Source organism: Nostoc sp. DedQUE04 (genome assembly GCF_034530995.1).
Taxonomy (GTDB): domain Bacteria; phylum Cyanobacteriota; class Cyanobacteriia; order Cyanobacteriales; family Nostocaceae; genus Nostoc.
This window is the reverse complement of sequence record NZ_JAVRCA010000013.1, coordinates 1-22,310: the sequence shown is the minus strand read 5'-3', so window position 1 is coordinate 22,310 and position 22,310 is coordinate 1. Positions and strand designations below refer to the sequence as shown.

At 41.0% G+C, this 22,310-nt stretch carries 16 protein-coding genes; 13 read left to right on the top strand and 3 right to left on the bottom strand.

From position 1 onward, the window contains the following. The first annotated feature begins 18 nt into the window (after window positions 1-18). Genes RM049_RS11485 through RM049_RS11475 form a run of 3 tightly spaced genes read left to right on the top strand, consistent with a single transcriptional unit; the run spans window position 19 to window position 1,926 of the window. Window positions 19-633: an NADH-quinone oxidoreductase subunit J gene (locus tag RM049_RS11485; RefSeq protein ID WP_322672193.1), complete on the top strand. Its 615-nt coding sequence runs from the start codon at window positions 19-21 to the stop codon at window positions 631-633. A 60-nt stretch (window positions 634-693) separates the two neighbouring features. Beyond that, a complete protein-coding gene (nuoK, locus tag RM049_RS11480) occupies window positions 694-999 on the top strand; it encodes an NADH-quinone oxidoreductase subunit NuoK (RefSeq protein WP_006199065.1) in 306 nt (101 codons plus the stop codon). Between the two features lie 6 nt (window positions 1,000-1,005). Continuing rightward, window positions 1,006-1,926 carry an NAD(+) kinase gene (locus RM049_RS11475; protein ID WP_322672192.1) on the top strand — a complete coding sequence of 307 codons (921 nt, stop codon included), beginning with the start codon at window positions 1,006-1,008 and terminating at the stop codon, window positions 1,924-1,926. A 182-nt stretch (window positions 1,927-2,108) separates the two neighbouring features. Here RM049_RS11475 and RM049_RS11470 read toward each other — a convergent pair whose 3' ends face one another. Beyond that, entirely contained in the window at window positions 2,109-3,878 is a 1,770-nt protein-coding gene (locus RM049_RS11470) for a pentapeptide repeat-containing protein (RefSeq protein ID WP_322704271.1), read from the bottom strand. Between the two features lie 544 nt (window positions 3,879-4,422). Between RM049_RS11470 and RM049_RS11465 the strand changes: the two genes are divergently transcribed. From RM049_RS11465 to RM049_RS11455, 3 genes are all read left to right on the top strand, one after another. Beyond that, window positions 4,423-7,443, top strand: a complete 3,021-nt coding sequence (locus RM049_RS11465) for a zinc-dependent metalloprotease (RefSeq protein WP_322704270.1) — start codon at window positions 4,423-4,425, stop codon at window positions 7,441-7,443. 106 nt (window positions 7,444-7,549) lie between these two features. Beyond that, window positions 7,550-7,969, top strand: a complete 420-nt coding sequence (locus RM049_RS11460) for a XisH family protein (RefSeq protein WP_322672189.1) — start codon at window positions 7,550-7,552, stop codon at window positions 7,967-7,969. Beyond that, complete coding sequence (locus tag RM049_RS11455; RefSeq protein WP_322672188.1) at window positions 7,957-8,292, top strand: XisI protein; 336 nt, start codon at window positions 7,957-7,959, stop codon at window positions 8,290-8,292. The genes RM049_RS11460 and RM049_RS11455 overlap by 13 nt, the downstream gene beginning before the upstream one ends. Window positions 8,293-8,477: 185 nt before the next feature. Here RM049_RS11455 and RM049_RS11450 read toward each other — a convergent pair whose 3' ends face one another. Continuing rightward, window positions 8,478-9,212 carry a DUF1995 family protein gene (locus tag RM049_RS11450; protein WP_322704269.1) on the bottom strand — a complete coding sequence of 245 codons (735 nt, stop codon included), beginning with the start codon at window positions 9,210-9,212 and terminating at the stop codon, window positions 8,478-8,480. Window positions 9,213-9,508: 296 nt separating this feature from the next. Here RM049_RS11450 and RM049_RS11445 point away from each other — a divergent pair, with 296 nt between their 5' ends. The 5 genes from RM049_RS11445 to RM049_RS11425 all read left to right on the top strand — a co-directional run bounded on the left by RM049_RS11445 (window position 9,509) and on the right by RM049_RS11425 (window position 16,188). Next, a complete protein-coding gene (locus RM049_RS11445) occupies window positions 9,509-10,321 on the top strand; it encodes a DUF2382 domain-containing protein (protein ID WP_322672186.1) in 813 nt (270 codons plus the stop codon). Window positions 10,322-10,750: 429 nt separating this feature from the next. Then, on the top strand, window positions 10,751-11,656 hold the full coding sequence (locus RM049_RS11440) for a DUF2382 domain-containing protein (protein WP_322704268.1): 906 nt from the start codon (window positions 10,751-10,753) through the stop codon (window positions 11,654-11,656). Window positions 11,657-12,025: 369 nt separating this feature from the next. Continuing rightward, a complete protein-coding gene (locus tag RM049_RS11435; RefSeq protein ID WP_322704267.1) occupies window positions 12,026-12,916 on the top strand; it encodes a YsnF/AvaK domain-containing protein in 891 nt (296 codons plus the stop codon). A 181-nt stretch (window positions 12,917-13,097) separates the two neighbouring features. Beyond that, window positions 13,098-14,012 (top strand): ion channel, encoded by a 915-nt coding sequence (locus tag RM049_RS11430; RefSeq protein WP_322675631.1) that lies wholly within the window; start codon window positions 13,098-13,100, stop codon window positions 14,010-14,012. Between the two features lie 460 nt (window positions 14,013-14,472). After that, complete coding sequence (locus tag RM049_RS11425) at window positions 14,473-16,188, top strand: alpha/beta hydrolase (RefSeq protein WP_322704266.1); 1,716 nt, start codon at window positions 14,473-14,475, stop codon at window positions 16,186-16,188. A gap of 420 nt (window positions 16,189-16,608) precedes the next feature. On the opposite strand, the gene RM049_RS11420 is transcribed toward RM049_RS11425, so the two are convergent. After that, window positions 16,609-17,940, bottom strand: coding sequence for an HlyD family efflux transporter periplasmic adaptor subunit (locus RM049_RS11420; protein ID WP_322704265.1), 1,332 nt, complete (start codon window positions 17,938-17,940; stop codon window positions 16,609-16,611). A 1,172-nt stretch (window positions 17,941-19,112) separates the two neighbouring features. Here RM049_RS11420 and RM049_RS11415 point away from each other — a divergent pair. Both RM049_RS11415 and RM049_RS11410 read left to right on the top strand, forming a co-directional pair. Next, window positions 19,113-19,307 carry a hypothetical protein gene (locus RM049_RS11415; protein WP_322704264.1) on the top strand — a complete coding sequence of 65 codons (195 nt, stop codon included), beginning with the start codon at window positions 19,113-19,115 and terminating at the stop codon, window positions 19,305-19,307. 560 nt (window positions 19,308-19,867) lie between these two features. After that, window positions 19,868-22,012 (top strand): peptidase domain-containing ABC transporter, encoded by a 2,145-nt coding sequence (locus tag RM049_RS11410; RefSeq protein WP_322704263.1) that lies wholly within the window; start codon window positions 19,868-19,870, stop codon window positions 22,010-22,012. Window positions 22,013-22,310: the final 298 nt, after the last annotated feature.

Here is a 22,310-nt window from a genome sequence, read left to right as displayed (position 1 = left end):
GACTAAGGACAAAAAACAGTGAATCTAGCAGAAGGAGTACAGTTAGTATCACTTGGCATACTGGGCGTGATGATGATTGGGGCAGCCATTGGTGTGGTGCTGTTCTCCAACATCGTCTATTCTGCCTTTTTGCTGGGGGGTGTGTTTATCAGCATAGCGGGAATGTACCTGTTGCTAAATGCTGATTTTGTTGCGGCTGCACAAATACTAATTTACGTTGGGGCGGTTAACGTACTGATTTTGTTTGCCATTATGTTGGTGAACAAACGGCAGAATTTTGTAGCATTTCCCAACTCTTGGGTGCGGAAAGCACTTACGGGTGTAGTCAGTGTAGGATTGTTTGGTCTTTTAAGTACGATGGTGCTGGCTACTCCTTGGGCTTACTCAGCTGCTCCTGTGGCAGGTGGCGAAAGTTCTATAGTTTTAATTGGAGAACATTTCTTCACTGACTTTTTACTACCTTTTGAACTAGCTTCCATTTTGCTGCTGATAGCAATGGTAGGAGCAATTATTTTGGCACGCCGCGAGTATTTGCCAGACCTGTTGACACCATCCAAACTGGGGCAAACTGTTTTGACTTTGCAAGAACGCCCCAGAGAACTAGTATCAACAACTAGCGAAACAAAAGAGTAATATTTGCAACCTGAGCCGCAGATAAACAGCCAGATTTTTTCAGGAGGGATACCCAGATTCATGCAACTCCAGTACTTTTTATTACTAGCAGCAGCTTTATTCTGCATTGGCATCTACGGTTTAATTACTAGCCGCAACGCTGTGCGGGTGCTGATGTCAATTGAATTACTGCTCAATGCTGTTAATCTGAATTTAATGGCATTTTCCAACTTCCTCGACTCAACATTAATTAAGGGTCAGGTTTTCACAGTATTTGTGATTACCGTGGCCGCAGCCGAGGCGGCGGTGGGTTTAGCGATCGTGCTGGCCATTTATCGCAACCGCGATACCGTCGATATGGAGCAGTTTAATCTCCTGAAGTGGTAATTGTGCGTGCAACTCAAGCAGGTAATCATTGCTTATAAAGCGCGGGATGCCCGGAGTAAACAATGGGCAGAAATCTGTGCTAAACAACTAGAAAGTCGCGAGTGCCATGTGTTGATGGGGCCTAGCGGGCCGAAAGACAACCCCTATCCAGTCTTTTTGGCTTCAGCAGCTCAACCAATCGATCTCGCTTTGGTACTCGGTGGCGATGGTACTGTTTTAACTGGTGCCAGACATTTAGCCCCAGCTGGCATCCCAATTCTGGGAGTGAATGTAGGAGGCCATCTGGGGTTTTTAACTGAGTCAGTGGAAGAGTTTCAAGATACGGAGAAAGTTTGGGATCGGCTGTTTGAGGATCGCTATGCTATCCAACGACGGATGATGTTACAAGCTGCTGTGTATGAGGGTCATGGGTCTAATTTGGAACCAGTGAGCGAACGTTACCTGGCTTTGAATGAATTCTGTGTCAAACCCGCTTCCGCTGACCGAATGATCACCTCAATTCTAGAAATGGAAATCGATGGTGAGGTAGTCGATCAATATGTTGGGGACGGGTTGATTATTTCCACTCCCACAGGTTCCACTGGTTACACCGTTTCTGCGAATGGGCCAATTATGCATGATGGTATGGAGGCGCTTACCATCACTCCCATTTGTGCAATGAGCCTTTCTAGTCGTCCTCTCGTTTTACCCCCTGGTTCTGTGGTGAGTATTTGGCCTTTGGGGGATTACGATTTGAGTACTAAGCTGTGGACAGATGGGGTTTTGGGAACTTCAATTTGGCCTGGACACCGTGTTGATGTGCGGATGGCAGAGTGTCGGGCTAAATTTATTATTTTGCGCGAGAACAATTCCTACTATCAGACGCTACGGGAGAAGTTGCTTTGGGCTGGTACAAGGGTTCACTACAGCAATAATCACCGTAATTAATTAAGTATTTGAGAGTGCATTTACCGCAGATTGCGATCGCCTATTGTTGTTATGCGATCGCAACCAAAATTACCCAAGCCCCTGGATTCATCTAGGGGCTTTCTAGTGGGGGCGAGAAACCTATACATACCTATAGATAAATGTATTGGCTCTTTAAAGTTTAGTATAAAATCTTGCTCATCTCAATTCAGTCCCAGTTCTTCCTTCAACGCCTCCGGTACATTAACTGCCGTTTCTAATCCTCGCACGCCTTCCCATTGCTGCTTTTTACCCCAAATCATCTCTTCTAGATTAGCGTCGCTAAGGTCTGCACCACCCAGAATGGCGTAACTTAGATTGCTATGGCTGAGATCCGCGCCGTTGAGGATAGCACCACTGAGGTTACTGCCACTGAGGTTAGCATTGTTAAGGTTGGCATAGCTGAAGTCTGTGCCAAACAGGATCGCGTCGGTGAGGTCAGCACCACTGAGGTCGGCGTCGTTGAGAATCACGCCGCTAAGGTCAGCTTCATTGAGAATCACCCGACTCAGGTCTACACCGCTGAGGTCGGCACCTAAGAACATTGCACCGTTAAGTCTGGCATTGTTAAGTTTGGCACCATTAAGTTTGGCATAGCTGAGGTCTGCGGCAACCAGGATAGCATTGCTGAGGTTGGTACTGAAAAGAATTGTGTCACTAAGATTAGTACCGTTGAGGATGGCATGACTCAAATCAGCACCGCTGAGGTCGGCGCGGCAAAGGTCGGCATGGCTAAGGCTGACGCTATTAAGGTTGGCTTCACTCAGATTTGCACCGAAAAGGATGGCGTTATTTAAGTCAGCATGGCTGAGGTTAGTGCTGCTAAGGTCGGCGCGGTTGAGGTCGGCGCGGCTAAGGTCGGCGCGGCTAAGGTTGGTATTGCTAAGGTCGGCGCGGTTGAGGTCGGCGCTGTTAAGATTGGCACAGCTAAGGTTAGCACCACTGAGGTTGGTGCTACTGAGGTCGGCACCGCTGAGGTTAGCACCGCTGAGGTTGGCACCGCTGAGGTTGGCATCGCCGAGGTTGGCACCGCTAAGGTTGGCACCGCTGAAGTTTACGCCAGTTAAGTTGGCATCGCCGAGATAAGCAAGGCTAAGGTCGGCACCGCTAAAGTCTGCCCCAGTAAGGTTGGCATCGCCGAGGTAAGCACCCCTAAAGTTGCCGCCTTTGAGGAATTGTCCAACTATACTGCTAAAGTTGCCAATTTCCAGGGCATCGCTATAATTGATAATCCGTAGCAGTTGGGATGTGAAAAAATTGTCTGTGTCCGGTTGGGCAGATGGGTAGAATTTGATTTTTTGTTTGAGTTCATCTTGCCCTTGGGCGTAACGGTGTAACTCTAGTAATAAAATCAGTACGTTCAGCCCTGTATATATGTCTACCTGTCTCAACCCGATCGCAATATTTTGTGCCGCTAGCTTTAACTTTGTTTTCTGAGGCAGGTTATCATCTGGTGTGCCATCGATAAATTCTCCCTGACACCAGCGACGATAAAAATCTTCTAGCCGCCCAAAAAGCAATTCTAGACGAATTTTTTGACCAGTCACAACCAATTCCATTAGTTGCTTGACTATCTCAGGTTTCAGGGCAGCATTGCCCAATAAATCATAAATCTCTTCATGCATCTGGCGATCGCATACTTTAAAGCAAAACTCAGTGGATAAAGTGCCCAATGTGCGATCGTCCATCTGAGAAGTCAAACCGTTCTTTGGTACTGTCCATTTTTCTAAGCTTTTTTGCAGTCTTGGAGAGTATAAATATTCCTGCAAATTATCTTGAGCTAATCTAACACTTTTGTCTGGTTCTTTAATATTTTTTCCTAGAGGTAAAACTGCTTCAGTTTCTAGGGATGTGGCCTTTGGCATCTCTTGTAAGCTTGTACCCCTAACATAATTTCTCAGCAGCTGCCAAACTTGAGATAAATATGTTGACATTTTTGTTTACGTTGTTACATTTAAATAACTGTTTTTGATAATCCTGAATTAAAAACTTTTCTATGCCAGTTTGCTTTGCATTCCCAATAATCAATAGTATAAATAAATACTATAGTAAAAAAATCATGAGTTGACGATATTTAGGGCAGGCTACTTCTGATGAATTTGCCAACGGCGTTTCTGGATGGCGACTTCTTGCTCACCTGTAGTAGCCTTAAGCTTCCTCTCATAATGTAAATGAAGTGTTAACTTCAAAATTCTTTCCCAGCTCAACTAATTCTATGATTTAGCTAATTTGTGATACTTTTTCTCCAAGAAATTTCCTAGTCTGATGTAAAAATCATACTTACTGTTTGTAGAAGATGCAATTGTTAGAAAAAATCCTACATTAAAACAGCACAACAAAGCTAAAAAATGGCAATTAAAATTTAAGCTGAAAGTTTATTGCTTAATATAAAGCAGCTAAGATAATCGCCATAGGGCGGCTATATGGCTTTGCAAAAGTTAAAAAATAACGAGAGATAGTTATCAGGTAATGAATGCGATGAACAGATTAACCTTTTACATGATTTTGTTACATAGTTTATTTTTAGGGATAGCGACAGCTAGCGCTAAGTCACCGTTTGTTAACAATGTTGATGCAGCCAAGCAGATTGTTGAAGAAAATGTGGTTACAGTCAGAAGTGGTGAGAAGTTCAATAGTCAGTTATCTACAGAAGCTTCTTCAACGAAAATCTCAGCCTTATTATCAAATAATATTAATATTCCTCAGAAACAGAGGCTACCGTCAAATCAAGTTTGGGTAGTTAATCAAAATAAACACGCACAGCCTCAACCGTTTATTTGGATAGTAAAAAACCTAAAACAAGCAAGTCAGCAACCATTTTTACAAGTTGCAAACCCCGCAGAGAAAGCAAATGCAAAGCCTAGTACTACCGCAAAACCAGCAGCAAAGGATGATTTAGAGCCATTTAACGAAGTAATTAAAAACACCCAAAAATCTGGGGGGTTGTTCACCCTTTATCGTAATAAAGAAAAGAATAAGATTTATCTAGAAATTAAGCCAGAACAACTTAATAAAAATTACCTAGCTACGGCAACCCTGGAATCGGGAATTGGCGAACGAGGTATTTACAGTGGTATGCCTCTGCAAGATTTTTTATTTTATTTCAAACGGGTAGATGATAAATTACACTTTGTCATCCGCAATGTGAATTTTCGCACTCGTGAGGGAGATCCCCAAGTGCGATCGCTGACGCGATCGTTTAGTGATTCTGTTCTCTACACCATTCCCATTAAAAGCATTCATCCAGAACGCAAAACTATTCTCATTGACTTAGAAGATTTGTTACTCACAGACTTAGCTGGATTATCTGTAGGTTTAGGAGTTCCAAAAAGCACAAGCCAGTCCTATTTTGGTACTGCTAAAGCCTTTCCTCAAAACTTAGAAGTCGAATCAATTTTGAATTACTCTGATAGTGCTGAATCCAACAGTGAAGTGGCAAACTTTGGGTCGCTAGCTGACAGCCGTGGCTTTACCCTGCGCGTTCACTACAGTCTCTCCCAACTACCCGATCTAGATTATCGACCGCGCCTTGCTGACGATCGCGTTGGCTATTTCATCACCGCCTATCAAGATTTATCCAAAGACGACGATCGCGGCGATTCTTTTGTCCGCTACATCAATCGCTGGCATTTAGAAAAACAAGACCCGAAAGCAGTCATTTCTCATCCCAAAAAACCGATTGTTTTCTGGATTGATAACGCTGTACCCTTAGAATACCGCGATGCCATGAAAGAAGGCGTTCTTATGTGGAACAAAGCCTTTCTCAAAGCCGGATTCAAGGATGCAATTGAAGTCCGCCAAATGCCAGATGATGCTACCTGGGACCCGGCAGATATTCGTTACAACACGATTCGCTGGATTAATACAGTCGATGGCTACTTTGCAATGGGGCCATCTCGCGTTAACCCATTGACAGGGGAAATTTTGGATGCAGACATTCTCGTAGATGCTAGCTTTATCCGGGCACTCAAGGGTGAATATCGCAAAATTGTCCAACCCAGCCAAACAGAAAATCGCACGACTTTATCAGCTTTGATGCAAAATCGTTTACTTTGCGCCAATGGTTTAGATGGGAAAAACAATGGTGTCCCCCAGAAGATGCAAGGACAAGAGGGGCTGTTGAATCGTCTATCGAAAATGGCAGGCGAGTACGATTTATGCTATGGCATGGAAGCTGCTAACCAGTTTGCCTTTGGTTCACTGGCAATGTCTCTGCTGCCTGATACTATGGCTACTCCAGACAAGGTAAAAGCATATATTAATCAATATTTACGTTTAATCATCGCTCACGAAGTTGGACATACTCTTGGTTTACGTCATAACTTCCGTGGTAGTACGCTGCTACCACCACAGGAGATGAATAATACGGAAATTACCAAAAATAAAGGTCTGACAACTTCTGTCATGGACTATATTCCCCCAAATATTGCCCCTCAAGGTACAAAACAAGGAGATTATTTTCCGAGTATGGTGGGGCCTTATGATGAATGGGCAATTAAGTACGGCTACACAACAATTCAAACATCAACTCCTCTAGCAGAAAAGCCAATTTTGGAGGAAATTGCCGCACAATCCTACAAGCCAGAATTGAGTTATTCCACAGATGAAGATGTGTATGACCTTGACCCCACAGCTGATGCTTGGGATAACAGCGGTAATGTACTACTTTATTCTCAGTGGCAGTTAAATAATTCGCGGGTGATGTGGGAACGTCTGGATAAACGTTTTCCAATGGCTGGTGATAGTTACAGCGATGTCAGCGAACGTTTTAGTACAGTATTGGGTAACTATTTTCAGCAAATATATTACACCACAAAATACATCGGGGGACAATCTTTCTATCGCATTCACCCCAGTGAGATACCTGCCGAGAAAGTCTCTGGAGTCACCCAACACCGTTTACCATTTGTACCAGTACCCGTTGAAGAACAACGGCAAGCTTTAGAAACGCTACAAAAATATGTATTTGCAGAAGATGCCCTCAATTTTTCACCAGAATTACTGAATAAATTAGCACCTTCTCGTTGGCGACATTGGGGTAGTTCTCCACAAGTTGGTCGTTTGGATTTTCCCATTCATGACTTGGTGCTACTAATGCAGGGTTCTGTGTTGCGAGATTTACTCTCAAGCGATCGCCTCTCTCGTCTTAAGGATATTGAACTCAAAACTCCCGAAGGAAAAGCACTGACTCTACCAGAACTATTTGACACTTTACAATCAGATATTTGGACGGAAGTCATCAAACCAAAAGGTAAACCGATGAAGATTACCAGTTTGCGGCGAGGCTTGCAGCGTCAGTATTTGGACATTTTGACTAGTATGGTCTTGCGAAAAGAAAATGTTCCAGAAGATGCTCGTACTTTAGCCTGGTATAAATTAAAACAGCTTGATGAAAAGCTAAAGGGGGTTAATTCTGAGGATGAATACACCAAAGCGCACTTATTAGAAACACGCGATCGCATCGATAAAGTCTTGAATGCGCCGTTGCAGACGAATTAAAAAAGATAGAAGTAAGGAATTAATACTAAAATTCCTTATTTGTCTTCTTTTCCCTAATTTTGGCAAAATATATTTAGAATGCTCATACAGGCTGAAAAAATAGTTTATGTCAGCTAGAGATAAATTTCACCATGTTGTGAAATCGGCATTACAAAAGGACGGATGGCGAATTACTCATGACCCTTTGCTAATTCGCATAGAAAATGTTACCGATATGTACATCGATTTGGGAGCAGAGAGAATTATTGCGGCAGAAAGAGAAGGACAAATAATAGCGGTTGAAGTTAAAAGTTTCATCGGCACTTCAACTATTTCTGAGTTTCATACTGCGGTGGGACAGTTTATTAATTATCGATATGCATTAGAAGAGATAGATTCAGAGCGAGTTTTATATTTAGCAGTGCCCTTAAACACTTATAACGATTTTTTAAATAAACCATTTATTAAAAGTATTATCCAGCGAAGTCAAATCAATCTGATAGTTTATGATGTGGAAACGGAGGAAATTATCCGATGGCAGATTTAGATAAATATCGAGAGTGTATTCGGCAATTACTTACAGAATATGCTCAACGCGCCTCCTGTAATAATGAAATTGAAGCTCAAACAATTTTTGACGTAGAACAAGACCATTACCAACTGATATATATTGGTTGGCAAAATAGACGTAGGGTTTTTGGCCCTGTAATGCATTTTGATATCAAAAACAGCAAAATTTGGATTCAGTGGAATGGTACAGAAGAGGATGTAGGTGAGCAACTTACAGCAATGGGAATACCAAAACACGATATTGTCGTTGGGTTTCACCCGCCTTATATACGGCAGTATACAGATTATGCTGTGAGTTAAAGGCTTGTTGCTAAACTACTTGTAAAAATATCATTTGCTCTACGTGTGTTGCACCCTTGATCAACTGTACGCAATACATATCTGGATTGCTCAGTTTTTTCCATTCAGCATAACGAATGCGATGTATAAAAACTCAAAATGAGGCAGCAGATAAGAAAGTTTCCTTCTGCTACCTCTGCATTATCTTAACTACTCAATGCTTTTAAAAATCGTTGCAAACTCTTAAATACACTGGGCTTTCTCGCAGGTGTCGCATCTGTTGTTGTTTGCGGTTGTCCTTTTAAAACAATGAGATCCAAATCATCACCAGATGGTTTTGTAGGTAATTCGGCAATTCTTTGATATTCGCCGTCAGTTTCTAGCCAAACTTCCCATTGTCCTGGGTAGCAGCGATATAGGGCACTTCGATCGTCTATGGGGCGCAGGTAATAGGCGGATTCAATGGTACTGATAAAGCGATCGCGAATTTTTCTCGCTGTATAACCAATGCCCACGGTTCCAGCATCTTCTAAGCGAGGATTTAACAAGACTAAAGGGCGATCGCCTATTACTTCACACAGCTTTTCCAACTGCGGCACTTCTACCGATGTGGGGGCGATGAATAAGAAAATTTCATCCTCTGGCTGAATTTTTGTCTGCAAAGAAGCAGCCCTACCCGTACCAATATCCAAAATTTGAAATGGGGAATCTACCCAATCACGTCGGGCTAGGGCCGCTGCGCCAGCGTCAGCAAAGAAAATCTTCAAACGGGAATCATAATCTGTAAATGCCGGCAGAAATTGTTCCGCCACTGGCATAAACTTCAGTTCTGGGAACAGGAAGTCAACTTGTAAGCGAGTACAGCCATCTGCAAGGGCAGCTTGAACGGCTACACGAGATTGGGCGATCGCATCTTCAAGACTATTTGGAAGTTCACTCATAATCTGCATGGTTCTGTAGTGTCTATTCCCATTGTTTCAGTATTGGCTCTTAATTAACGTGAGTTCGACGAGTGCTATTTTGACCTCTCCCCCAGCCCCTCTCCTACGTCCCTTGCGCATCTCGAACGCGAGTGCGTCTCTGAAAGAGAACAGAGGAGAAGGGCGGCAAGTAAATAAATTAGACTTTTCAAACAACCTCAAATATCTCCATTGAACTCAGTCGCCAGCAGGAGGATACTTAGCTCAATATTTTTTACCCTAGTACATAGACCTTATAAACAATTTAGGAATAGTGTATGCCTCTTCATAAACTTGAACATTTTGACCAAAATTATCGAGATACTTTTGGTGGAGACGATCTGAAAGCGTTGGATCTCTATACTGAGGGTGGGGACAGAGTTGGCTCAGTTGCTGACGTTTTAGTTGATGATGATGGTCATTTCCGCTATTTAATTATTGATATAAGCTTAGATTTTGTTAGCAAGAAAATCTTACTACCAACTGGTCTTTGCCGGATCAGTTATCTAGAAAAACGCGTCTATGTTGATGGGTTAAGCAGACAGCAAATAGAAGGTTTACCCGATCATACAGAAGACGCGATCGTTAATAATGATTACGAAGAAAAGGTACGTAGTGTATTTCGTTCTCCAACTAGCGGTGTGACTTCCGATCGCGATACATACAATTACCAAGAAAATCCCGATTTCTATGGGTTGAATGAGCAATCTCATCAAACTTTTAAACTCTATGAAGAACGATTAATTGCCAATAAACAACGCATCAAAACCGGAGAAGTAACGGTTGGTAAGCATATTGAAACAGAAACTGTAAGCGTTACAGTACCCGTTCAAAAAGAACGAGTTTTGATTGAGCGAGTTACGCCAACAGAAGCAGGAAAGGTTGTAAATCCCAATGAACTTAAGTTTCAAGAAGGAGAAGTAGCACGCATAGAAGTGTACGAAGAAACGCCTGAGATACAGAAAGAAGCGTTTGTGCGTGAAGAAGTCCGGGTGAAAAAAATAGTAGAGCAGGACATTGTGGAAGCACAAGACACCATTCGTCGAGAAGAATTAGATATTGATACTGCGGGTAATTTAGATGTGCAATAATCTGGTGTTACTGCATATAAAGCTATTTAATTAGCTGGTTTAGAAATTTGTTTGATAGATTTCTCTAAAAATTATCATACAGGCAAAGTTAATTTTATCTTTGCCTGTATTTTTTATTCAATAACCAGATTCTCAACTTTCTCAAAAGTAGGCAATCTTAACATTCAAAAAATTATATTTTGAGAAATTATCTACAGATACAAGATACAAAATACAAAACTTTGCATTTAAAATAGACATATCTTTACAAGAGTCAAGTGAGATGCTCCTAATTTCATGTCTCTAGTTAGCCATATCGCTCAAAATTATCTATAACTTTCGATTATTTAACTATGGAAATAATTCATTCGGCAGAAGGATGTACAAAAATAAATAAATGTCTACTTTAGTCATTAAGAGATGACAAAAAAATATTTGAGGTTAAACATAATGGTTCTTTACAAATTAGAAGATTTTGAGCCTAGCTATCAAGATAGTTTTGATGGTCATGACCTGAAAGGGCTGGGTGTCTATACACAGGGAACTGATGAAAAAGTTGGTACTGTGAGCGATGTTTTAGTTGATGAAGAAGGTCATTTTCGCTATCTAGTTGTTGACTTAGGCTTCTGGATTTTTGGTAAAAAAGTATTACTACCAATTGCCCGCGCCCGTATCGACTATAACGTCGATCGCGTTTACACAATTGGTTTGACTAGAGAGCAAGCTGAAGATTTGCCTGAGTTCGACGAACGTCAAACCCTTGATTACGACTATGAAGAACGGGTGCGTGGGGTATATCGCCAACCCACAGACTACACCCCTCCTGTAGAAGCTGCAACACCATTAGACCCTTTAGCAGGATTAGATCCTTTAGGAACGCCTGTACCACCATTGGGTACAACTCCCACTTATGCCCGTGATAGCTACACTTACGAAAATGAGCCTGCTTTATACGGTTTAAACGAGCAAGATCATCAAACTCTGAGATTGTACGAAGAACGGCTAATTGCCAGCAAACGACGCCAAAAAACTGGAGAAGTAACGATTGGCAAGCATGTTGAAACTGATACCGCACGGATTGCAGTGCCAGTAGAAAGAGAACGAGTCGTTATTGAACGTGTAACTCCAGCAGATGCGGGTACGGCTGTTTCTGGGCGCGAAGCAGACTTCCGTGAAGGCGAAGTTGCTCGCATTGAAATCCATGAAGAAACTCCTGATGTTCGCAAAGAAGCATTTTTGCGTGAAGAAGTCAGAGTTAGAAAAGTGGTCGATCAAGACACAGTTGAAACTCAAGAAACTGTGCGTCGCGAAGAGTTAGATGTGAATTCTGGTAATCTTCCGATTGAAGAACGCTAACTATAGATAGTCATTAGTTACTAGCTAATGACTAATAATTAATTCTACACAGTACAGGTGAAGCAGTTGAATTGGCTTTACCTGTCCTTACGCTGATACCACTTATAATACTTTTCGGATAAACCTAACAATCTCTCTTTTGGTCTGGGGAAAGGTTAAAGGGAAAGGGGTAAAGGTAAATTAAAATCGTCACCTTTCCCCTTTCCCGCTTAAGCGAAAAGTATTGATACTACTTAGAATTTTTGATTGCAAATATTACTCTGGATATGAGTTGGATAAATCCATCGATCGCAAATACTTTCTAAATGGTATCCAGATGATTAATACATTTAATTTAGTTAATTAGAAAGCAGTTAGTAAATTTTCCAGATGAATAGCCAAACTATGGCAAAAAACACTTTACAGGCAAAGAGTAATTCTCGCACTATCTCCTCGCTGGCAGATTTAAGAAAGAAGGTGAACAATTTTGCTGTATTTGATAATCAAGGTCAGCAAGTAGGAGTAGTTCATGATTTAATTGTGGATGGTAATCGTCGGCTAAACCTCGTTATATCCAACCAGGCTAATCAAAAAACTGCTGAATCTAGCCAGCAGTTAGCTGATAAACATCCTTCTTTATTTCAGTTGCAGAGCCAGAGAATCAAAAAAATAGACAAGCCGACTCAATCTGTTTTCATAGACTTAAACAAATCAGAAATTGAATATATGCCTGAATATTTAGAATCAGAAACACCAGGCGATTTTAACTCAACTGATCAAGTAGCTAACAATCAAACGACAAATAGCTCAGTTGAGTCATTAAATAATTTAGAACAGATTCCTGAAGAACAGATTATTCGTCTAATAGAAGAACGACTAGTTGTTGAAAGCAGTAAGCGTAAAGTTGGTGAGGTAATTGTTCGCAAAGTAATTGAAACTCGGATTGTACAAGTTCCTGTCCGGCGTGAAAAGCTGATTGTGGAACAAATTAGCCCAGAACACAAACAACTCGCAGAAATTGATTTAGGACAAGGAGAAATATCTAGCGTTGATTTGACCGAAGTAGAAAGACTCGAAGTTACACATGACAACGGTTTAACGGTAAGCGGCGAGTTTAGCTCACCTAAAATTGCTAATTTATTATTGAATGCGATCGCACTAGAGCGAAATAACGGCTGCAAGCAGGTGCGTGTTACCATTACAGTTGAAGATGAATCGCACCAGAAAAAATACCAGGAGTGGTTTGACCGCTGTTCTAAAGGTCAATCACTAAAGCCATAACAACAAGTTTTTCATAAGTTTCTAGCAGATAAATTAGTAGGGTGGGCATTGCACACCCTATTTTTTTGCTGATTTAAGAAAAGAAAGTCTAAATTTCCACTACCTAATTGTCTAGAGTGAATGTCTCTAAAGCAACTTAATTTACAATACTAAGTAGTTGCCGTTCTTTTGGCTACTTGCAATGAAATTTCGACTGAAGAGACTTTCACCCAAGAAACGACAGCGTTCGATCCCACCGATTAAGATTCAAGTTCAAGATGGAAAATTTGAAATTATAGGTATGGGTGCATGGCATTCCTACTGGCGCGATCCCTATCATCTGCTGTTAACGATTCCTTGGATTGGCTTTCTGCTGCTAATTTGTACTTTCTATATAACGATTAATGCTCTATTTGCCCTAGCTTACTTGATCGGAGGAGATTGTATTGCCAACGCCCAACCTGGCTCTTTTTTAGATGTCTTTTTCTTTAGCGTCCAAACCCTAGCTTCTATCGGCTATGGGGCAATGTATCCGAAAACAACTTACGCCAACATTATTGTCACTATTGAAGCAATGATCGGTTTGGTGGGAATTGCTGTGATGACAGGACTAGCCTTTGCTCGGTTCTCTCGACCTACAGCCCGTGTACTCTTTAGCCGTGTTGCTGTCATTACAGCTCATAATGCGATGCCGACTCTGATATTTCGCAGCGCTAATAAGCGTCGCAATACGATTCTGGAAGCGCAGATGCGAGTCTACTTGATGCGCGACGAAGTAACCCTAGAAGGACAGTTCATACGTCGGTTCCACGATCTTAAACTGATGAGGAACCAAACACCTAGCTTCACGTTAAGCTGGTCAGTGATGCATGTCATTGATGAGTTTAGTCCTTTGTATGGGATGACACCAGAATCATTAACCCAGACAAATACTATGCTGATTGTCTCTTTGAGTGGCATTGATGAAACGGTTGCCCAGGTTGTTCATGCCCGTCATAGCTATGGTGCTAACGAGATTTTGTGGAACAATCAATTTGTCGATATCTTTTACCACACACCCGATGGACATCGCTACATTGATTACAACCGCTTCCACGATGTTTTACCTTTAGAGTGAAGGAGGGAAATTTCTGAAAGTTACTCCGAAGTCTGATTGAGTGGTGGGTGTAAGGGTTTAACGACCACCCGGCCATTTTCAATTACAGTACAACTTTTAACCGTGCTCTTACTGTCGTTAACTGGCACATCCTGGCACTGGTTTTGGTGGGAGATATTTTGCTCTTGTTGTTGGTTGAGGACGACAACACAACAGGCGCAGGAAGCAAAGGACATATAACTTAATTTTGATCTCTATATCTATTATCGCGCTACTGATGCTATTTGACTGAAAAATTTGCTACTCATGTATTTTGATTGTTCAAAACTCCTGTCAAATTTATCGTAAGTACTTGCTTTATTGTGCTTGTAGCCTGTTTGATATATCTAAACCAATTCAACAGGAAAGCGGTTATAGATCCCGCCCCGCTTTCCTCCCTGTCCAAACAAGTTTAAGCAGGGTTAGATAGTGGGTTTTTCTAATGAAAAAATTTTTGAGATATCTGGGTTTAGGTTTGCTATCTACGTTCTTGACTGCTACTCCCGGATTGGGAGCTGAACGCATTAGCTTTTACTATCCTCCCTTCGGCGAATTTTCTTTATCCGTAGACTCGCTGGAAACCTTTGCAAAAGTTGGCAAAATCGATCAAGATTTGTCATTTTATGCTAGCCGTGCAACTCCTGAACAACTTGCCCAACTGCGGGATCTACTCCAGCAGCGCTTTAATCTCACTCCTACACTAGTATCTCAAGTTACCTACTCACCGATAGGCGAGCAGTTGGTGCAACAATTGGGAAAATTACTGCTCACTGAGTCTCGAAAGAATGGCTTCTATGCCATACGTGCCTCTTTAATTTTGTCTGCTGCCGATCGAAAAGAGGGGTTAACAGTGGTGAATTTACTGCGGAAATTTCCTAGCGATACTATCCGGGTAAATTTCACAGAGGGATTAAGGATAGTCGATGACTTGTCTCAATTGATTAAAAAAAAGGATGAAGTTTTTGCCTCTCTGCAAAAAGAAGCGATCGCTCAAGCAGCCACTTCAAAAATTGATTTCTCCCAAAAACCAGATTTGCGATCGCCAGGAAAATTCACCTGGCAGAAAAAAAGCCTAGAGTTAAATGACATTTCTCGTTCGCGCCGTCTACCTGTAGATATCTATTTGCCATCAGCAGGTTCACAAAAAACTGGAGATTTACTCTCACCACCCTTTCCCCTGATTGTAATTTCTCACGGACTGGCTTCAGATCGCTCTACCTTTGTCTACCTGGCTGAACATCTAGCATCCTATGGTTTTGCTGTTGCTGTACTGGAACACCCTGGTAGTAATGCCGAACGCTTTCAACAATATTTTGCAGGTTTGGCAGGGCCTCCAGATGCAGCAGAATTTATCAACCGACCTTTGGATATCAAATATCTACTAAATGAATTACAGCGTTTAGATAAATCCGATCCTACCCTCCAAGGAAAACTCAATTTTCAACAAGTTGGGGCGATCGGTCAGTCTTTTGGTGGTTATACTGTTTTGACTTTAGCAGGAGCCAATATTAACTTTGAGCAACTCAGGCAAGATTGCAATCCCGATAATTCATCCTTTAATTTGTCGGTGTTTTTGCAGTGTCAAGCAAACGATTTACCTCCAAAGAATTACGAACTCAAAGACGATCGCATCAAGGCCATCATTGCGATTAATCCCATTGACAGTTCAGTTTTGGGTCAGGGGGGAATCAGTCAAATTAAAATTCCCGTCATGCTGGTAGCAGGTAGTCAAGATGTTTTCGCACCACCCGTATCTGAGCAAATTCGCCCCTTTACCTGGCTTTCTGACTCTAATAAGTACCTGGCTTTGATTGAAAATGCCACCCACTTTTCAGCGATCGCCGAACCTACTCCTCAAAACGATGTCTTACCTGTACCACCTGCCTTACTAGGCCCCGATCGTGCTGCTGTTTATTCCTACCTCAACGCCCTCAGCGTCGCTTTTTTAGAAACCCATCTCCTTAACCGCCCTGAATATCGTTCTTATTTGCAGCCTTCCTACGCTACATTTATCAGCAAAGAGCCGCTTAATCTTAGTATTTTACAGTCGTTATCGGTAGCTCAGTTCGATCGAGTTTGGAGTGGGTCAACTCCCCAGTCTACCAAACCATCAAATCCTCAACCTACTTCCACCACTTATCAACCTTTGAGGCAATGAAACAGCCCTGTTGTTTTTGCAGGGGGTTGGAGGGATCAAAAGCCCTCACCCTAAATCCCTCTCCCAAAGGCTACGGTGTACACACATCTCTATGCTAAGTGCAAAATGTGGTTTGATCCCCCTAAATCCCCCTTCAAAAGGGGGACTTTGATTCTAGTTCCCCCTTTTTTAACGTGAGTTCGATGAACCTCTCCCCAACCCCTCTCCGAGGCGGAGAGGGGCAGAAATATTTTTAGTTGACAACGAAAAATTTAGGGTTTCAAAGCCTCTCTCCCTGTGGGGGAGAGGAATGGAAGTGGGGTTTTTAGAGCCGTCGAACTCACGTTTTTTTAAGGGGGGTTAGGGGGGATCAAAACCGTGCAAGAGGTCTAATGCATAAATCCTGAGTGGTTATCAATGGCGTGGAATACAAGAAAAAGCCTACAAATCTGTTAGCAACCTTGCTTTTCTCAGAATAAATGTCATAACGGTTTCTTTTTTGGAAATGATATCAGCTGTAACTTCCATCCCCGGTTGAATGGGATAGGATTTATTGCCCTTTTTTAAATAAGGTCTCTCTGCCTCAATTGTCACCTCATAATAAGGTGGAATTGGATTGCCGTTAACTTGAGATGTAATAGCGTCGGCGGTTATAGCTCTAACAGCTCCTTTGAGGATGCCGTAATCTGGGTAGGGATAGGCAGAAAGCCGCATTTGTACTTCCCCTTGCGAACATTTTGTTACTTGTACGACTTTACACACCTGTACTTTGCTAATATCAGAAGCGGCAACACGGGCTTTGATTACCAGAGGTGCTTTACTAGGAGCAATTTGAGCGATCGCATCCCCAGCGCGAACAACTTGCCCAGGATTCCTTAATTCTAGTTTTAGGATAGTACCTGCCTCTGAAGCCTGAATGACAGTTTTTTGCAGTTCTGTTGAGAGTTGTTTTAGCTCTTCTTGAGCGCTGCTGATTTGATTTTGAATTTCTACTTGACGCCCAATAAGTTCTTGCCTTTCTTTGTTCAATGCCGCCAGCATAGACTCACCCTTTGCCCGTTCTTGGGCAATGCGTTCTTGGGCGATCGCCACATTTGCGCGAGTGGGATTGAGTCCAGTTTTGATCCGTTCTAATCTGGCAAGTGCAGCCTTAAAAGCTTGTTCTTTTTCCTTAATCTGTAAAGCTGCGATCGCTCCAGTCTCTGCTAACTGCTGATATCGCTTCAGTTCTTCCCTTGCTAACTCTACAGAGGCTTCTACTTCATCCACTTCTGCCTTACTGGTAATTCGCTTGTCTCCATAATCCCGTTGATTACGACTCAGATCGGCTTGTGCAGAGATAATCGCCTGTCCCATCGAATTGGATTCAGCTGTGATTTGATTCTGTAGCGCTCTTAGTTGTGCATCGATTTGCGTTCTTTGTAAATGATTCTGCCGGATATTTCCAGCAATTTGGCTTTTTTTACTTTGTAATTGGGCGTCGTAGAGCAGTGCAATCTCATCTCCCCTTTTCACAACTTGATTTTCTTTCACCCTAATGCTTCTAACTGTTCCCTCTACTGCTGCTTGCACTAACCGTATTTCTCCCGTGGGACGGACAGTACCATCTGCTCTCACTACTACATTGTATTGAATGACACTTGCAAGACCGAAGGCAGCGCCAACACTTCCAATTAAAAATATCCCTCCCAGCCATGTCCAACTGCTAATTGGAGGAAGATATTCGTCGCTTTCAACTGGGCGGAGAAAGTCCGGTTGGGGGTCAATAAGCATATACGTTAAAAAACATTTTGGTTGTGCAAACAATCTAGCAAATAGCTAGCTAGTATAAGAAGGTGATAGTTATGAACTTCGTACACTACCAACTATGAAAATGCGGAGCGACATTACATCTATATATATAGATATTTATTGAACGAGCATTTTCAAGTTAGGAGCCTCCTTTCTCACTCTGAGAGGTTGTTTGAAAAGTATTATTGCTAACATCTAAGCCCCATAAATCTAACGTCTCTATCCCCCTTTTTTAAAAGAAAAGGGAGGATTTCAAAGCCTCTCGACCTTTTGAGAGAGGTTTAAAAAGGGTTTTCTAGTATACTTTGCAACTTTTAAAACATCCTCTGAAAGCTTAGTCTTCTTAGCCTCTTCTCTTGGGAGAAGATAAGCCGCTTGTCTTAGAGGTTTCTGCATCAGCAATAGCTAAAAAGTAATCCATAGCCTAAGTCTATATAACAATTAGTGCCTTTTAGTAAAAAGACCAAATCTTTATAATTTTCTTCTAAAATTTTACCTTTTCTTTATTTTCTTGCAAAAATTTCTATAATAAAGAGAAAAACTTTTCTTTTCTATTCTAATTAATAAGTAGTTAAGCTAGTTTAAAACCGTTGCTATCACAATCTTTTATACTATTTTCAATAGTCTCTGTATAATCAAAATAAAAAAAAACAATACTTACGTGACAATACGTAAATTTCAAAATCAAACAAAATTTTTGGAGTTCTCCAAATTGCTTTTTTATGATTTTGTATAACAAAATACTATTTAACTGATTTGATACTCTTTACTTTAAGGTTTTGTACCTCAATATCAGTATTAATACTTTAATTATCTTGTCTATTTTAGTCTTAAATTAGACATTATTGTTCAGCAAATCTTTATACGTATATATATTTTTGCCATACAATTAAATCCAGAATATTTATCTATTTAAAAAGAATAAAATTCATGGTTTCTTCAGAAAACAATGAAAATAGTATAAATATTAGCCAAGTAGTATGTTTGCTAAGAACTTGTAATACATATTTCTTAAGGAAATAGTTGTCTTATTACACTAGTTTCACCCATATAATTTCCTTAACAACACAAAAACATTCATAAATGCGCTGTTTGCATTGATGAATTTAGTGTGATGTTATCTAAATCCCAAAAATCAAGTGAGAACTAAAAACATGGAAAGCACACTATTTATCGAATTAAGCGCTAGCGAAGAAGCTAATCTGTCTGGTGGTGGTGGCGATAGGATTAAGGTCTCAATCAAGCAAAAAGCTAAAGGCGGCAGAGTCAAAATCGACGATAGCAGGTTCGATGACGATGCCACAATAAGTGCAGATGGAGTAAACACTGCGACTGTCACCTTCGACTAATGAAGTTCAGTAGAAGTGAAGTAATAAACGTAAAGACACGATTAACGTGTCTCTACCCAGGATAAAAGTTCACGTTTCAAATAATTTACACTGTTGACGCAGGTTAAATTAATTTTGCGTGTGGCTTAATTGCTAATCGACTTAATCCTAGTAGCCATTAGCTGTTTCTTTATGGCAGTCATCCTAACATACGTTTATTCCTACCCATCTACTTTTCTTTAAAAAAGTTAACAAAGTGTTATTGATAATTGCTAGTGGTAATTATCAATAACACTTTAATTGGGCTTTTCGCTCACGATATCCATAACCTTTGATCGATCTTAAAGACAGGTAAAGATAGTAAAAATTAATACAGTTTGTATCAACTTTTATTTAACAAAGTGAATTTAAGATAACTAACATAAGTTAATGGTTACAGCCCTCTGATCCTCAAAATACGATATTTTATCTAAGTATTAAAACTATAGTGCGACTAAACTATGGGCTAAATTTTTAACCATGCAGGGATAAGACCCTGCTATTTTTTTGGTTTTATCACGATATAAATACTGGAGTGCGAAATGAAATACCAAGTTGTTACACAACATAGTGAAGAAGATTGTGGAGCGGCTTGTCTTGCTTCCATTGCCAAACATTATCAGCGCAACTTTACACTAAATCACATCCGGGAAGCGGTAGGCACTGGTCAATTAGGAACAACATTGTTGGGATTGAGGCGGGGAGCCGAGGCACTTGGTTTTAATGCACGCTCTGTTAGAGCATCTAATGAAATATTAGACCGGATGAACCAAGCGCCATTACCGGCAATTATTCACTGGAAAGGCACTCACTGGGTTGTTTTGTATGGTCAAAAAGGTAAGAAATATATAGTTGCTGACCCAGCCGTTAATATCCGTTATGTCTCTAAAAAAGAATTAACGGATGCTTGGTCAGACAAAGTGATGCTTTTACTAGAGCCAGATTCGGTTCGCTTTTATGCTCAACCTGATGATAAAATAGACGGCTTTGGGCGCTTTATGCGGCGTGTATTACCTTATCAAGGCATACTATTCGAGGCTTTTTTGTGTTCCCTACTTATTGGTCTGCTTTCATTAACTTCTCCATTCCTAATCCAAATTCTGACGGATGATGTACTAGTTCGGGGTGACACCCAGCTTCTTGCTGCTGTAATTATTGCCGTTGTGGTGATGAATCTTGTGTCAAGTAGTTTAAAACTAGTTCAATATAACCTAATTGCCCATTTTGCCCAACGGCTGGAGTTAGGATTAATTTTAGAATTTGCCAGGACAATCCTGCGGTTGCCTTTGACTTACTATGAATCGCGTCGCAGTGGCGAGATTGTCAGCAGATTGCAAGATATTCAACAAATTAACCAATTAATTTCTCAAGCAATTATTAGTTTACCAAGCCAATTATTGATTGCAGCAGTTTCTTTAAGTTTCATGCTGTTCTATAGCTGGAAACTTACCTTAGTTGGTGTGATTATTGCGATTGTAATGAGTTTGTCTACAATTGTTTTTCTGCCTACACTTCAACAAAAAATCAGAAGTGTCTTAGTCTTAGATGCAGAAAATCAAGGTGTTCTAGTTGAAAGTTTTAAAGGCGCCCTGACACTCAAAACTACTACCGCCGCTCCCCAGTTTTGGGAAGAATTTCAGAACCGATTTGGTCGTTTAGCAAATCAAACATTCCGCACAGTTCAGATTGGAATTATTAACGGTATCTTCTCTAGTTTAGTTTCTAGTATTGGCAGCATTAGTCTGATTGGTTTCGGCAGCATCCTAGTTATTAGTAAGGAACTCAGCATCGGTCAACTGCTGGCATTTAACGGGATGAATGGTAATTTTTTAGCATTCATTAGTACTATGCTCAACTTTATAGATGAATTCACTCGTGCAAAAACTGCTACGCAGCGCTTAACAGAAGTTATCGATTCCACACCGGAAAATCAAGGCGATACTAAAAAACCTTTTACGAAGATTCCTAGCAAGACTGATATTATTTGCACAAATCTCAACTTTCATTATCCTGGGAGGCTAGAGTTACTGCAAGATTTCTCCCTAACTATTCCTGGCGGTAAAGTTATTGCTCTAATTGGTACATCCGGCTGTGGTAAAAGTTCTCTTGCTAAACTGATTGCAGGATTATATACACCTAATTCTGGTAATATTCGCATTGGTATTTATAATCTGCAAGATTTAGCCCTTGATTGTTTGCGACAACAAGTAGTTCTGGTTCCGCAAGAGGCTCATTTTTGGAGTCGCTCTATTATTGATAATTTTCGGTTAGGTTCTCCTCACGTCACTTTTGAGCAAATTGTCAGCGCTTGCCAAATTGCTGAGGCAGACGATTTTATTAGTAAACTACCTGAAAAATATCAAACTGTATTAGGTGAATTTGGCTCAAATATTTCTGGTGGACAACGGCAAAGATTAGCTATAGCAAGAGCCATCATCAACGATCCACCAGTCCTAATTTTAGATGAATCAACGGCCGGACTCGATCCTGTTAGTGAAGTTAAAGTTTTGAATCAGCTGTTGTTGCATCGCCAAGGGAAAACTACGATTCTGATTAGCCACCGTCCGAGAGTAATTGCCCGTGCTGATTGGATTGTGCTATTAAATCAAGGCAAATTACAAATTCAGGGAACTGTGGAAGATTTGCGTGCCCAACCAGGAAACCATTTAGACTTTTTAACTCCTTAATTAAGCTGATGGACTTTATAGCATTTTTCAGGCATTTAGACCACAACTTAGACGGGGAATGGAGAGTGGTGTCAATACTGGGTAGGTTTTGCCTAAAAAATAGAAATGTGTAGCGACTGTTTTAAAACTCAAGCTACGCCTACGCACCTGTGTACTCTATCGCGCTGCGACAAAGTTTGAAGTACCTCAAAACGACTTTGAAGTACCTCAAAACGACTTTGAAGTACCTCAAAACGACTTTGGAGTACCTCAAAACGACTTTGAAGTACCTCAAAACGACTTTGGAGTACCTCAAAAC